Source organism: Psychrobacter sp. A3 (genome assembly GCF_028823565.1).
GTDB classification, from domain to species: domain Bacteria; phylum Pseudomonadota; class Gammaproteobacteria; order Pseudomonadales; family Moraxellaceae; genus Psychrobacter; species Psychrobacter celer.
Map to the genome: position 1 here is coordinate 1 of NZ_JAPEHS010000013.1, position 14,477 is coordinate 14,477.

General features: G+C 46.4%; 12 protein-coding genes and 2 pseudogenes. 8 read left to right on the plus strand and 6 right to left on the minus strand.

All coding sequences use genetic code 11. From position 1 onward, the window contains the following. Nucleotides 1-486: 486 nt before the first annotated feature. Complete coding sequence (locus NK638_RS03530) at nt 487-726, plus strand: hypothetical protein (protein ID WP_075101944.1); 240 nt, start codon at nt 487-489, stop codon at nt 724-726. Nucleotides 727-1,197: 471 nt separating this feature from the next. Here the strand turns inward: NK638_RS03530 and ypfJ are convergent, their stop codons facing one another. Beyond that, entirely contained in the window at nt 1,198-2,085 is an 888-nt protein-coding gene (gene ypfJ, locus NK638_RS03535) for a KPN_02809 family neutral zinc metallopeptidase (protein WP_274631969.1), read from the minus strand. 723 nt (nt 2,086-2,808) lie between these two features. Between ypfJ and NK638_RS03540 the strand changes: the two genes are divergently transcribed. After that, entirely contained in the window at nt 2,809-3,168 is a 360-nt protein-coding gene (locus NK638_RS03540) for a hypothetical protein (protein ID WP_075101942.1), read from the plus strand. Between the two features lie 225 nt (nt 3,169-3,393). Here NK638_RS03540 and NK638_RS03545 read toward each other — a convergent pair whose 3' ends face one another. The 5 genes and pseudogenes from NK638_RS03545 to rpmI form a co-directional block, all read right to left on the minus strand. Beyond that, the gene (locus tag NK638_RS03545; protein WP_075101941.1) at nt 3,394-3,693 is read right to left on the minus strand and encodes an integration host factor subunit alpha; all 300 of its coding nucleotides are present in this window, start codon (nt 3,691-3,693) and stop codon (nt 3,394-3,396) included. Between the two features lie 246 nt (nt 3,694-3,939). Next, the gene (gene pheT, locus NK638_RS03550; protein WP_274631970.1) at nt 3,940-6,357 is read right to left on the minus strand and encodes a phenylalanine--tRNA ligase subunit beta; all 2,418 of its coding nucleotides are present in this window, start codon (nt 6,355-6,357) and stop codon (nt 3,940-3,942) included. Between the two features lie 101 nt (nt 6,358-6,458). Further along, nucleotides 6,459-7,506: pseudogene (gene pheS, locus NK638_RS03555) on the minus strand (phenylalanine--tRNA ligase subunit alpha). 340 nt (nt 7,507-7,846) lie between these two features. Next, on the minus strand, nt 7,847-8,203 hold the full coding sequence (gene rplT, locus NK638_RS03560; RefSeq protein ID WP_075101938.1) for a 50S ribosomal protein L20: 357 nt from the start codon (nt 8,201-8,203) through the stop codon (nt 7,847-7,849). Nucleotides 8,204-8,334: 131 nt separating this feature from the next. Beyond that, nucleotides 8,335-8,532 (minus strand): 50S ribosomal protein L35, encoded by a 198-nt coding sequence (rpmI, locus tag NK638_RS03565; protein ID WP_011281253.1) that lies wholly within the window; start codon nt 8,530-8,532, stop codon nt 8,335-8,337. Between the two features lie 512 nt (nt 8,533-9,044). Here rpmI and NK638_RS03570 point away from each other — a divergent pair. From NK638_RS03570 to NK638_RS03595, 6 genes and pseudogenes are all read left to right on the plus strand, one after another. After that, nucleotides 9,045-9,476, plus strand: a complete 432-nt coding sequence (locus NK638_RS03570) for a thioesterase family protein (protein WP_274631971.1) — start codon at nt 9,045-9,047, stop codon at nt 9,474-9,476. A 125-nt stretch (nt 9,477-9,601) separates the two neighbouring features. Then, on the plus strand, nt 9,602-10,441 hold the full coding sequence (hisIE, locus tag NK638_RS03575; protein ID WP_274631972.1) for a bifunctional phosphoribosyl-AMP cyclohydrolase/phosphoribosyl-ATP diphosphatase HisIE: 840 nt from the start codon (nt 9,602-9,604) through the stop codon (nt 10,439-10,441). Nucleotides 10,442-10,840: 399 nt separating this feature from the next. Beyond that, the gene (tatA, locus tag NK638_RS03580) at nt 10,841-11,107 is read left to right on the plus strand and encodes a Sec-independent protein translocase subunit TatA (RefSeq protein WP_274631973.1); all 267 of its coding nucleotides are present in this window, start codon (nt 10,841-10,843) and stop codon (nt 11,105-11,107) included. Nucleotides 11,108-11,169: 62 nt separating this feature from the next. Next, nucleotides 11,170-11,814, plus strand: coding sequence for a Sec-independent protein translocase protein TatB (gene tatB, locus NK638_RS03585; protein ID WP_274631974.1), 645 nt, complete (start codon nt 11,170-11,172; stop codon nt 11,812-11,814). Beyond that, nucleotides 11,814-12,684 (plus strand): annotated as a pseudogene (gene tatC, locus NK638_RS03590) (twin-arginine translocase subunit TatC). The gene tatB and the pseudogene tatC overlap by 1 nt, the downstream one beginning before the upstream one ends. A 253-nt stretch (nt 12,685-12,937) precedes the next feature. Continuing rightward, entirely contained in the window at nt 12,938-14,437 is a 1,500-nt protein-coding gene (locus NK638_RS03595) for a UvrD-helicase domain-containing protein (RefSeq protein ID WP_274631975.1), read from the plus strand. Nucleotides 14,438-14,477: the final 40 nt, after the last annotated feature.

Consider the following 14,477-nt stretch of genomic DNA (forward strand, 5'->3'; position numbering starts at 1 on the left):
CTGGGAACGCAGCACGCAAGTAAAATTTATACCAGTAGCGCATTTAAATCCGTAACAGTTTTACATTCAGCTAACTATATAAGACCCTATTTCTTTACAAACAGATAGCGCTAGCAGTGACAAAAACAATTAGCGTATTATCAATACAAATACAATGCCACTAAGCAAAATCCATACCAAGGATACAGTGGGGAAACATCTTTTACAGCTTGCTTGCAAAGCTTAGCGCTTTTACTACGCCTAGAGACGAATTGATGGGTTAATATAAACGTTAGCATAGATATACTCTGCTATCAGGTGCGATAGCAGTACACGTATTGAAATATTGAAAACCCTTAATATAATCCTATGTCTTGCGATAGCAATACAGATTATTCTAAGACAATTGCTGGATTCGCTTGGTACGGTTTATCTATATCAAACACATAGCACTAAAAATCTCGTATTCTTTTTTTGACCCAACTTGATAATTTGATAGGTGATATTATGAAATTTGCTAAAACTATCGCAATGACTGCCATTACTAGCTCTGCTTTAATCATGGGCGGCTGTGCGACCAATGGCTACAACTCTGGCTTGAGCAATACCGCTAAAGGTGCAGCAGCAGGCGCAGCAGCGGGCGCGTTGATCAGAAGTGGCGGCGACAGTAAAGATATCGCTCGCGGGGCATTGGGCGGTGCTGCTGTTGGTGGCGCTGGCGCTTACATCCTAGACCAAACCAGATAATTTGGTTTATAACGGATAGACAACACTTCTAGATAACACTTCAAGCAGTTTGGTTAGATAAGTCTTTTTAAAGACATACCTTCTGAGTATTTTAAGCTTAGATAAGTAAAGACGCTTTGAGCTTAAAAGACACTGATGTGAACTTTCTCATAAGCTGTCTAAATAGTATGTAGAGATAAATAAAGGGCCTGCAAGCATTGCAGGCCTTTTGCGATTAGCAGGCGTGTATTTTTATTTCAAACTTAAACAACGGTCAAATCAGAATACATCAAATATGTGGCTAAAAAATCGCTCAATTAAGTATAGTCAACTCAAAATAAAATGACGATACCGTTAAGTGCGCGACTCGGATGCTGTCTTTAAGTGTAGGTTGCACCACTACTGCCAGCGTAGACGAGCCAGCACGCAAGGAATACTTATACCCGTAACGCTATGTCCTTTTTAGAGTGCATCGACTCTAATCTATCCACATTATAGAGCGCCACTAAAGGTATCACATGCCTGTACATTGCCACTCTGCAGACCGCGAGTAAACCATTGCACACGTTGTTGGCTGGTACCATGCGTAAAATTATCTGGTACAACCGCGCCGCCGCTTGCACGAGCGAGACGATCATCACCGATTTGGCCTGCAGCATTGATGGCCTCATCAATATCACCTGCTTCTAAGAACTGTACGCGCTCCTGATTGCGCTGCGCCCATACCCCAGCAAAACAGTCCGCTTGTAACTCTTGCATGACCGATAGCTTATTGGCCTGTGCACGGCTGACTTGACGACCAGCCTCATTCACCTGCTGAGTGATGCCAAGCAACGTCTGCACGTGATGGCCCACCTCGTGCGATATCACATAGGCTTGCGCAAAGTCGCCTGCCTTACCTTGGTTATCTTGATCCCCTGAGCCTTGCTGATCGCCTGCGATACCTAGGTTTTGACGCATTTCCACAAAAAACGACGTGTCCAGATAAATGGTTTGATCCCCCGGACAATAAAATGGCCCTGTTGCAGCGCTGGCACTCCCACAAGCAGAGCTGACTTGACCGTTAAACAATATGAGCGACGGCTCTTGATACGTACTGCCCGCTTCATTAAATATCTGATGCCAAACGTCTTCTGTATCGGCCAATACGACTTTGACAAACTGCGTATCGCGGTCGTCACTGGTGGCAGGCTCACTTGCCGTACTGCCGCCACCGCCTGCCACCACTTGCCCTGTCTGTAATGCCGTCATGGGGTTGACCCCAAAAACCAACCACAAAATACCCGCGATAATAATACCGCCGATACCACCCCCTATCATCTTACCGCCGCCGCGACTGCTGCGCACGTTTGAGCTGCCTCGCCTACCTTGCCACTTCATACCATCTCTCCTTAAATATATGATTTATACCATCATACTATCGACCATTTATACAAGTATTTTTAGTTCTTGATTGTCTGACTGATTGTCGCACCTAGCTTTTACGGTATCTCCAAGCTTTTTGCTTATTATGTTTTATGACTTTTAAATAGTCAGTTGAAAATAAAAATGTCATAAGTTCCAAAGCGCTACTGGGATGAATTTTGCGTAGACTCTTTGTATACAGCACGCAAGGAAATTTTATACCAGTAGCGCTATAACATTTTTAAATTGAATATACTATATGCCTATCAGTAGCCTTTAGCAGATACAGTACAAAAACAACGCCGAAATTGATTACGTTATCGTAAAATTTACTGACCACAATACGCCAATTACCGAATACCAGCCATATTCAATGAAAGCACTACACAACACCAACAGTTAAAGAATATCAAGACAGCAAATATGCTTTTATAATAAGCCGATCTTATTGATTATACGCATATTATTTGGTGTTACTCTTCAAGAGAAGATAAGAGGTTTAAGATGTAAAATTACATTTACAATTTTATTGTTACTGAATTGTACAGCCTCTTTCCATTCAGAAAGAAAACATATAGAATGCGTGAAAGCTGAGTAGTTGTAACTAAGATTAGTTGAACTCTGAAAAACATCAGATTTCGACCTTTTTTTGGCTTTTGTTACTACTACTGCTCATTTCATTTTTTCGGAGAAACTACTATGAACCTTAAATTACTTGCTCTAGCTGGTATCATGACTGCATCTATGGGCCTAACTGCCTGTGACAGCAACACTGAAAACGCTGCTGAAGATCTATCTGACGCACAAGAAGAAGTACAAGACGCTCAAGAAGAGCTAAACGAAGCTGCTGCTGACGGCGAAGCTGTACCTGCTGACGCAGAAGCTGCCGCTGCTGAAGCTGAAGCTGACATCGCTGATGCACAAGCTGCAACTGCAACTGACGAAATGGACGCTGAAGTACCTGTAGACGGTACTACTACTAGCGTTGATGTAGCTAGCGAAACTGACACTGCAGCTGTTGATGCAGCTGACGAAGTGGTTGTTGAAGAAGCTCAGTAATTTTATTGGTCATACAATAAACACTGTAGTAAAAAAGAGAGCCTATGCTCTCTTTTTTTATGCCTGCTATTGAAGCAAGATGATAGTAGGATAGCCTGCCAACTAGATGGACACTGATTGTTTGCGCTAAGCTAGTAGATAAGACATACCCAAAAAAGTCCCTATTAAACAGCGTTATCTTTGGTTCTTTTTCCTCTGAGCAGCGCCTATATGTATAGACACAGACTAAGCATCAAACAAACGCTCATCAACCTGCTGGCGAAATTTTTGACCTGTCTTAAAGGTCACCACTCGGCGCGCAGATACGGCAACGGGCTCCCCTGTCTTTGGATTGCGACCAGGGCGGCTATTTTTGTCTTTTAGCTCAAAGTTGCCAAAGCCTGAAAGCTTGACTTCTTTGCCATCAATCAAACTCTCTGACAATTCCTCAAAAAAGCGCTCTACCAAACAGCGGCTATCTTGGCGCGTTAGGTTTAGGTGGCTCATCAAGTGCTCAATCATGTCAGATTTGGTTAAAGTGCTCACAGTACGACTCCTATGCTATGTCGTGATGTCGAATATCATGGTTTAGCGGTATGAGGGGATAGCAGTTATTATAAAGGTTTTTTGTGGTCTTTTTAATATAGACGTTATAAAATCTCTTTTATTAATAACCACTTACCATTTTTTAGACAAAAAAACGTCTCGATCATAATTTTTTTGACAAATAAGGCACCACAGCCTTTTAATTAAAAAAGGCCATGATGCGTTATCAGTTTTCGGGTGTAGAGGTTAGCTGTCACGCAGCTGTACTGAATGCTGCTCAATCAAAGCTTGAACGACTTTATCAGTGGCAGTTTTTACTGCCTCGTCAGATAGGGTTTGTGACACATCTTGCCATATCAGAGCAAATGCAAGCGAGCGCTGACCTGTCGGTACTTTATCACCTTGATAGATATCAAATAACCACATATCACTCAACAAGGCTCCAGCAGCACGGCGCACCGTCGACTCTAGCGTCTGTAGGCTAATCTCGGTATCTACCAAGATGGCGATATCACGGCGCACTTGTGGAAACTTACTTGGCGTGGTGATGTCATGCTGCTCGCGGGCCAAGTTAAGCAGCGGCGCAAGCGATAACTGGGCAACCCAAGTGGCAGGCAGATCCAGCTGTTTTGCGGTGCTCGGATGCAGCTGACCCAACCAGCCGACATAGATATCATCGATATACAGCTTGGCGCTTTGACCAGGGTGCAAAAATGCTAGCTGACTGCGCTCGTAGCGTACGCGCGCACGATCGATTTGGGCTGGAAGTAGCTGCTCGATATCGTGCTTGAGATCATAAAAATCTAAAGCTCGGTTTTGATAAGCTTGCTCATCCCAAATATCGCCAACTGCGACCAGCGCCATGCTCGGCGTCTGCACCAAGTCACTGACACTTTGACCGACAAAGCTCAGACCTGTTTCAAAAAAACGTACACGCGGCTGCTGACGATTGAGGTTATATTGTACACAAGGCAACAAGCTTGAGAGCAATGTACGGCGCATGACCGCCAGATCGCTTGAGATCGGATTGGCCAATGCCAACACTTCACCTAACGCTTCATCATCAAGTAGCGTCTCAAGTTTGGCATCACTAAAGCTAAAACTAATCGCTTCCATATAGCCATTATTGACGAGTGCCAGCTTCATCTCATGCGTCAAATCAGCCGTATCGTCATAATCCATACTGACTTGCAGATGCGGCAGGACGCTTGGAATATTGTCATAACCGTAGATACGGGCGATCTCTTCGATAAGGTCTTCTTTAATACTCATATCAAAACGATACGACGGCGGCGTACAGATCAGACTCTCCGCTTGCTGCGCGACCTCAAAGCCCAGCTGGGTTAAGATACGCACCATGACCGCAGGCTCTATCTCGATACCAACGACCTCACGGACTTTGCTGATTGGCAAGGTAATCGGCGTACGGGCTGGTAAGTGCTCGCTATTTTCTACTTTTACTATTTGCCCAGCTTGCCCGCTTGTGACACTAGTAATCAAATCAACAGCACGCGCCAAAGCAAGTGCTGGCAGCGCAAAGTCTACCCCGCGCTCAAAGCGCTGCGAGGCATCGGTATGCAAGCCAAAACGACGCGCGCGTGCCGCGATAGCCAGCGGATTAAAAAACGCACTTTCTAAAATAATATTGGTGGTGCTATCGGTGACGCTACTGCGCTTACCGCCCATGATTCCCGCTAGGGCAAGCACGCCCTCATCATCGGCAATCACCAGCTCATCACCAGTTAGAGCAATGGTTTGCTCATTCAGTAGCGTTAATGTCTCTGCAGGCTGCGCCAAACGCACCACGATATCACCTTGAATGGTATCGGCATCAAACGCATGTAATGGCTGACCAAGCTCCATCAATACATAGTTGGTCACATCCACCAAAAAGTTATGCGAGCGTAGTCCTGACTGAACCAAAGCATCAGCCATCCATTTTGGCGTATCGATACTACGATCAATACTGCTGATTGATTGTAAGAGATAGCGTGGGCACGCTTCATTGGCACTAATGGTGACCGCAGGCGTTGCATCATTGTTCGTTACCGCTACATCAGTGACAATCTCCGGCTGCTGCATCGGCAGATCATTAATCACTGATATCTCACGGGCAATACCGCGCACGCTAAAGCAGTCGCCACGGTTTGGCGTGATAGAGATATCGAGTATTTGATTGTCTAAACCTAGATAGTCACGGATATCAGTGCCAATGGGTGCATCTGCAGGTAGCTCAAGTAGGCCATCTATGTCGTCAACCAGATCGATCTCGGAGGCACCGCACAGCATACCGTTTGAGGCCACGCCGCGTAGTTTACTTTTTTTAATCTTAAAGCCCGATTTACCATTACTGGCATCATCACTTGGCAGTATCGCTCCAACGATTGCCACGGGCGCTTTCATACCGACCGTCACATTCGGCGCGCCGCAGACGATTTGTAATGGCTCAGACTCACCAATATTTACCTGCGTGACGCGCAGCTTATCGGCATCAGGATGCGGTTCGACACTGATGACCTCACCGACCACCACACCGTTAAATGCACGGGCAACGGCAAAGCGATCATCAATCTCAAGCCCTGCCATGGTCAGCTGTTCGGCCAATTGCTCGCTGGTATTATTGGGGTTCACCCATTGACGTAGCCACTGTTCGCTAATTTTCATAAATATCTCGGATCAGAATTTTGTAATAAAGATGTTGGAGTAAAGCTTGGCACATACACTTGTTGTATCAACAAGGCGCGCTTTTTATATAAAAAAGCACTCTAGCCAAATTGCTTTAAAAAGCGCACGTCATTTTGGAAAAACAAACGCAAGTCATCGATGCCATAATACAACATGGCAAAGCGCTCAATACCCATACCAAAGGCGAAGCCAGTGTATTTGTCGCTATCGATACCGCAGTTAGTCAGCACCTGCGGATGCACCATGCCGCAGCCCATCACCTCTAACCATTTGCCATTGTCATCGAGGATATCCACTTCAGCTGAAGGCTCGGTAAATGGGAAAAATGACGGACGAAAACGTACAGTCAACGAAACACGCCTCTAAAAACTCACTGATCAAGCCCTTTAGCTCAGCAAAGGTGCTCGACTCGGTCACCATCAGCCCTTCTAGCTGGTGAAACATCGGCGAATGCGTTTGGTCTGAGTCGTTACGATAGACGCGGCCTGGGCAAATGATACGAATCGGCGGCTCGTTCTTTTCCATGGTGCGAATCTGTACCGGACTGGTGTGCGTACGCAGCAAGTAGTGCGCATCAAAATAAAACGTATCATGCATCGCGCGCGCAGGGTGATGCGATGGGATATTAAGCGCTTCAAAGTTATAGTAGTCACTCTCAACTTCAGGGCCTGTCGCGACGTTAAAACCTGCCTGCACAAAGTACTGCTGCATACGCTGGGTCACCATCGTCACTGGATGCAAATGGCCTTTTTGGCCGCCGCGCGCCGGCAGGGTGATATCGATACTCTCGCTTGCAAGCTTGGCATTCAATGCAGCGACTTCTAGCTGCTGCTGCTGCTCGGTGAGCGCCTGTCCGATACGGCTACGCACACTGTGCAACCAGCCGCCGTAGATTTTTTTGTCATCGCTACCAAGCTTACCCATCTGTTTTGACCAGCCGGTAAGCGAGCTTTTTTTGCCCGTTAGCTGTACACGCAAGTCTTGTAGCGTACGCGCGTCGTTTACTTGCAAAATTAGCGCTTCAGCAGCACTGGCAAACTCATTGAGCTGTGCTTCATTTAGCTCATTAAGCTCTGAGGACAAGGTCGGTAGCGCCGACAAATCGGTGATAGCAGCAGGGGTAGTCATAAGACGCATTATTCCTGATTTAAACGGACTATTAAGTAAGTATAGTGCTTGGTAATTGTAGGGATTTGACCAAATATTGCAAACCATTTGCTCGGTTATCTCACGATGACCATGAGTGATGCTAATGGCTTGAATATGTGGACATATATATCTAGCCAAATAGATATTTAGCAAAAACGCGTGTGTTTAACCGCAATAGTGATGACGCCAAAATAATTTACTATAAAAAAAGCCACCGACCAGCGGTAGCTTTTATTAATATCGTACTATTAATCAATATTAGTCCGATCCATCTAGGTATTTGCTAAAAAAGCAAGCCACCTAACGGAAAGGGTAATATTTAGGCCAATTCCGCTTTTGCTTTTTCGACCAATGCGGTGAAAGTAGCTGCATCATGCATAGCGATGTCAGCTAAGACGCGACGATCGATTGCGATGTTTGCTTTTTTCAAGCCATTGATAAAGCGGCTATAGCTTAAGCCGTTGATGCGAGCACCAGCATTGATACGTGCGATCCAAAGGCGACGGAAAGTACGTTTTTTGTTGCGACGGTCACGATAAGCATATTGACCAGCTTTGGTCACTGCCTGTACCGCTACGCGGTAAACACGTGAACGGGCACCGTAGTAGCCTTTAGCACGCTTTAAGATTTTTTTGTGACGGCGATTTGCCTGTACACCACGTTTTACACGGGCCATAAATTACTCCAAGATTTTTTAATCATTATTAAACGAATCACGATGTCGTTATATAAGTGAATACCAGACATCGTTATCAGATTGCAAAGTCAAATACCTTTAATACATTAAAGCTAAGTGACCATAGGCTATTAGATGTATGGGCACATACGACGAACTGCTGCTTCGTCAGACTTGTCCACCATCTTTAGACCGCGCAACTGGCGAATACGCTTAGCTGATTTCTTGGTCAAGATATGGCTTTTGAAGGCTTGCTTACGCTTAAAGCCATTCGCTGTTTTTTTGAAGCGTTTAGCGGCACCGCTTCTGGTTTTCATCTTAACTTTCATGATGAGTTGCCTCTTTGTCTTTGATAGAACCTGGTCGTCAAATCGTCAGTCATAAATAGTGGCTTTAAAAACAACCACTAAACTGTTATTTGCCTCGAGGTGGGAGGCGCTATTTTAGCAGATAGCGCCCTGTTTTGCCAAGTGAATTTTCGCCCAAGCGCTCAGCTGTTTATATAGCCAGCGCTTTTAGTAAGCGCATATCACTATGGCTCCCCTACACTCCGCCAAATAGCCCGCCACAAAGACGGCGATACACTTTATAAGGTCGGGTCATAAAACCAGGTCATAAAGTCGGGAATTTTTTTTGCAAATAGATTGAATGTGAGGCAAAGCTGTGCTTAAGTAGAGGTTGGGCTTGATTGCTTATCGTGCACGAATTGTATGCCAGTAACGATAGCCATTGACTCGGTATTGTGCTCATCCGTTTTATGACCATAATCCGTCCTGACGCTGTACACCTATAACATGATTGGCAACCCCCATCATTGCCTGCCATCACTCTAGGAGATAACGTGTCAAATCAAGAGTTAGACTTTGATGACAGCCTATTTGTATTTGAGACAGTGATGCGAGTGCGTCATACTGAAATCGATAGGAGTCAGCATATCTCGTTTGAAGCGTTGACCGCTTTGCTTTGTGAGGCGCGGTATCAGTTTTTGCATGCAAAAGGTATACAAGATATCAATGCGGACCATCGAGGACTGATCATCGATGGCATACAGCTAACCACCAATAGCCGTGTACGAGCGCGCGAAGAGCTGTTTTTTGAAGTGGGGGTCGAGCCACTGTATGATAACGGCGGCAATATGATCATCAAAATATCACGTATGCATGGTGGCGAGGTGGTGGCAAAGGCGCGGATCCATTTTATCAGCTACGATTTTCGCCTCAACAAACCCGCCGCCTTGGATAAAGACACAAAAGCGGCGCTATATCCGCATTGATTTAGGCTGTGATGCCCTTGACGCTCTGAGCCCCTACCATCATTAGGCCAAAATGTCACATAGAGGGTCGAGCACAGTCCCTCTAACTATCTATTTCCTATTTCTCATCACAAGACAGACATATTATGACTTTACCTGCTTGGCTTGCCGCCATAAAATTTAATGCTGATGGTTTGATTCCCGCTATTGCTCAAGATCATGAATCTGGGCGTATCCTCATGATGGCATGGATGAATAGCGAGGCCCTCCAGCTCACCGCCGAGACAAAGACAGCGGTGTATTTTTCGCGCTCGCGTGGTCAGTTGTGGCACAAAGGAGAGTCGTCAGGTCACACCCAGACAGTCCATGATATCCGCTTAGACTGCGATGCAGATGTGATTGTGCTGAGCGTGACACAAGCGGGCGGCATCGCCTGTCATACTGGCCGTGAGTCCTGCTTTTATCAGCGTTTAGACTTATCGGGCTCAGAGCCCACTTGGCAAACAGTGGAACCGGTATTAAAAGACCCTGCCGATATCTATAGCACTAACTCTCAAAGCCCTGAAGCTACAGAAACTACGAGTAAAACAAACACTAACTTGGCTGAAGAGAATCATCAAAGCCTGCAAGCTGAAGACTCCATTTTACAGCAGCTCGATCAAGTCCTCAGCGCCCGCAAGCAAGCAGATAGCGATAGCTCTTATGTGGCAAGCCTTTACGCAAAAGGTCTTAACAAGATATTAGAAAAAGTAGGCGAAGAGGCGACCGAGAGCATTATTGCGGCCAAAGACTTGGCCCATAGTGATGCGCAACTAGATAAAGAAGCCTTTGATGCCGCGCGTTATGAGTTTATTTATGAAGTGGCTGATGTCTGGTTTCATACGTTGGTTGGTCTGGCATGGTTTGATATCGAGTCAGACGCCATCTTAAACGAGCTGGGCCGACGCTTTGGTCTCTCAGGCATCGATGAGAAAGCGTCGAGATAACCTATCATATAGTGAGTTCAGTATAAAAACGATACAGTGGGACTGGAACAAGTTTTTCGCAGCCTCTATCTGCGTAGGCACAGCACGAAAGGAAAATTTAGACCAGTTGCACGTTGATATATAATGTATCTGTTTTATTTAGGACCGACTATATGTCGAAAACAAAAGTGCCATTACCTATTTACTCTGTGTGATTGTTGCGACTTTCACCTTTTTGTCATAACGGCAAGGTATAATAGTATTTTTACGTCAGTGTTATGTCTGTATTTTTGTCAAATAGATCAATATTCTATAAAATAACAGTAGCGCGGTGGCGGCAATACTGATGTCAACAACTAAAGAGCAGCATTCACACTCAGAAATCTCAGACATGAGGTCTCAGACATTAAGGATATCATTATGGGCAGTTTTTCTATTACGCATTGGCTGATATTACTGGTGGTGGTGGTGGTGGTATTTGGCACCTCAAAGCTTAGAAATGCCGGCAAAGACTTGGGCGGTGCGGTCAAAGGCTTTAAAGACGCAGTCAAAGACGAAAATGCTGAGCATGCCAAAAAGCAAGTGGTACTCGATCACGACGGCGCAGCTCATCCAGCAGAGCGCCAAGCATCTAATAGAGTCGATGAGCATAGCAGCACGCTCCCTACTGACGATAAGCATCATTGATCATAGCAAATACCATGCTAGGTATAATGCCGCTAGCATCCAGATAGTGACAATCCACCATTATGTTTGATATTGGGTTTTCTGAATTACTGCTCTTTGGCGTGATTGCTTTGATCGTCTTGGGCCCCGAAAAGCTGCCGCAAGCGGCGCGCACGGCTGGGCAGTGGTATGCCAAAATTCGCCGCACTGTCTCCACCTTACAATCGGAGATAGAGGCTGAGCTCGACTTGGCCGAGACTCGGCAACAAATGCAAAAAGAGCTGGCAAAAATCCGTCAGACAGAGGCGGAGATGAGACGTGAAATGGCAGAGATGCGCGGCAGTATGCAAGAGTTTGAGTCGTCACAGAACCGCGCCCTAACAGCCGATCCGCATGCAGAGCATCAGCCTGTGATTAACGATGACACAGCGCGTCACAAGGCTGATACTGCGCGCAATACCGTAAATGAGCAGCCTGAGGTGGCAACGGCATTTGCACACGCCTATGAGCATAATCAGCCCTCTGACGGCATCGATCAGCAAACAGCGCCGCCCACCATGACCAAACCTTGGGAAAACATGTGGTTTCGCCTCGGTGATTATGATAAAGCACGCCGCCTACCCGCTGCCCCCTATCTCCCCAATTATCAAGCAGACATCTTATTAAATAACGCACCTACCAATCCTATCGCCTCACAAGCGTCTGCCCAGATGCAGGAGGCCGACTGATGGATTTGTTTAAACGCAAAAAAAGCCGACAAGAAAAAATCGGCGATACAGGGCCAGAAAAAACCCGCTCAGCCGATATGGCCTATGATAGCGATGATGGAGATATGTTAAGCTCACTTGGCGATATGCCCATCACTGAGCATCTCATTGATTTACGCCGTCATCTGATCAAAATATGCGTGGCGGTGCTGGTGGTATTTTTGGCCTTGGTTGGGTTTTCACGCGAGCTTTATAACCTGTTATCGGACCCATTGGTCGCGCAGTTGCCTGCCAACTCGACAATGATTGCCACCGATATCACCTCAAACTTTATGGCGCCGATACGCTTGAGTATCTTTGTCGCCGCCTTTGTGGCCATGCCTTATATCTTGTATCAAATTTGGTCATTTGTCGCCCCAGGTCTGTACAAAAAAGAAAAAAAAATCGCCATTCCAGTGCTGATGTCTTCTATCGTATTGTTTTATGCTGGGGTGGCGTGCTTATTTTATTGTGCTCAAAGGGGTTCTGAAATTCTTTATTACCTTTGCACCGCAAAACGTCTTACCCATGACAGATATCGACAGTTATTTGAGCTTTGCCCTAAAGCTGTTTATGGTATTTGGCTTGACCTTTGAGATACCAGTCGTCACCTTGCTGTTGATATTGGCCGGTATCGTCTCCATTGACAGCTTAGAGGATAAACGCCGTTATATCATCGTTGGTTGCTTTGCAATCGCGGCCGTGGTGACACCGCCGGATGGTGTGTCGATGTTGATGCTGGCTTTTCCGATGTGGCTGTTGTTTGAGCTGGGGCTGTTTTTGGCGAAGATTTTGATTAAAGAAGAGCGCCGCCCTGCTTTGGCAAATGAGAGTCAACTTGATAAAAAGTAATACCTTAGGCAACAAACAACGCCGTTGATGATAAGCTACGCCCCTGACAACTATCGGTATTTGACAAGCGCCATTGACCTCATCGCCAGCCATTGTTTATGCAGTGGCTTTTTTTGCCTTTATGGTTTTTGACCCTATGGCTTTGCCCTTATGGTTGTTGTCCTGTCTTGTTTGTCCGCAGATTGTTAGACCATTTTTTACTCATCCATCGTGTCAGCAGATGTTGACACCGTTAGTATTTTAGGTAGCTTTTATGTCCGCATCTATGCCCGCTTATATGAGCGACCCCACCGATGAGCAGCTAAATGCGCTAAATATGGCGATGGATCACAAGTCGTTTAAAGTGGTGGCGTATGCTGGCGCGGGTAAAACCACAACGCTCAAGCTAATCGGCGAGCGTCTGCGGGGGCGCGGCTTGTATTTGGCTTTCAACAAAGCGATCGCCAATGATGCTCGGCAAAAATTCCCCAGTCACGTGGACTGCCGTACGTTTCACTCACTTGCTTATCGCCATGTCGCGCGTGATATCACTGCCAAATTGTCCTTACCACGGTTTTCACCCAAACGTTTGGGCGATGATTTGGGGCTACAAGCGGTGCAAGTACGTCGGCAAATGGATGGGATAAATAAATACATCACTTTGACCCCAGCCCGCCTTGCGCGATTTGTCAGCGATGCGGTCAGTCATTTTTGTAGTACCCATGCCAGCTACCCTGCGCCTAGGCATTTATTGTTTCCCAGCTGGCTCGATGCGGCAGATAGCGAGCAGCTGCGTGAGATGCTCTACCCTGCCGTCGAGCAGCGCTGGCTACAGTCTATCGATGCCCGCCATCCTGCTGGTATCGGTCATGATATTTATCTCAAATTATGGGCACTCTCCAAGCCCAGTATCCCAGCGGATTTTATCTTGTTTGATGAAGCGCAGGATGCCGATCCTCTGATGATGGGGATTTTGACCCAGCAGCCACGGCAAGTCATCTATGTGGGCGACGCTCATCAGCAGATTTATGAATGGCGCGGCGCGGTGAATGCGATGAAAAAGCTACCACTACCACAAACCCTATTGACACAGTCGTTTCGCTTTGGAGAGCCGATCGCTGAGGTGGCCAACACTCTACTCAAAGCCTTACAAGAAGAAGTACCGCTAAAGGGCAATCCTGCCAAGCAGTCCTCTACCGATAAAGGCATGGTCCATAGTAAAAAAGACGCCATTCTCTGTCGCACCAATGCTGCTGCGATGGCGCAGCTATTGACGGGACTCAAGCTTGGACACCGTGTGGCACTGCAAGCCGATACCGATCGTATGCTGAAATTCTGTCAAGCAGCTGAGAACCTAAAAAACGGCAAATCGGCTTATGGCGTACCAGAGCTGGCGTATTTTTATAATTGGGGCGATGTGCAAGAGTACTCTGAAACCAATGAAGGCAGCGATCTTAAAACATTGGTCAAGCTGGTTGATGATCACGGTACCAACGTCTTAAGTCAAGCGGTCAATAGTTTGACCAGCATCGATAACGCCGATTATGTCATCTCTACCGCGCACAAAGCCAAAGGGCTTGAATGGGGGCGCGTACAGCTCGATGACGATTTTTATTACGACGTGACCACCAATGCAGTCAAGATCAGCCCAGAGGAGCTGCGCTTGCTCTATGTTGCCTGCACACGCGCGCAGAGCAATCTCGACATTCATCATATCAAAGACTTGATCATCGGATTACAAACGGGGAAAAAGGTCATCTTTAGCAATACCTAACACCGCTCCGCTCTATTCGATCACGTTATCGCCCTTCATA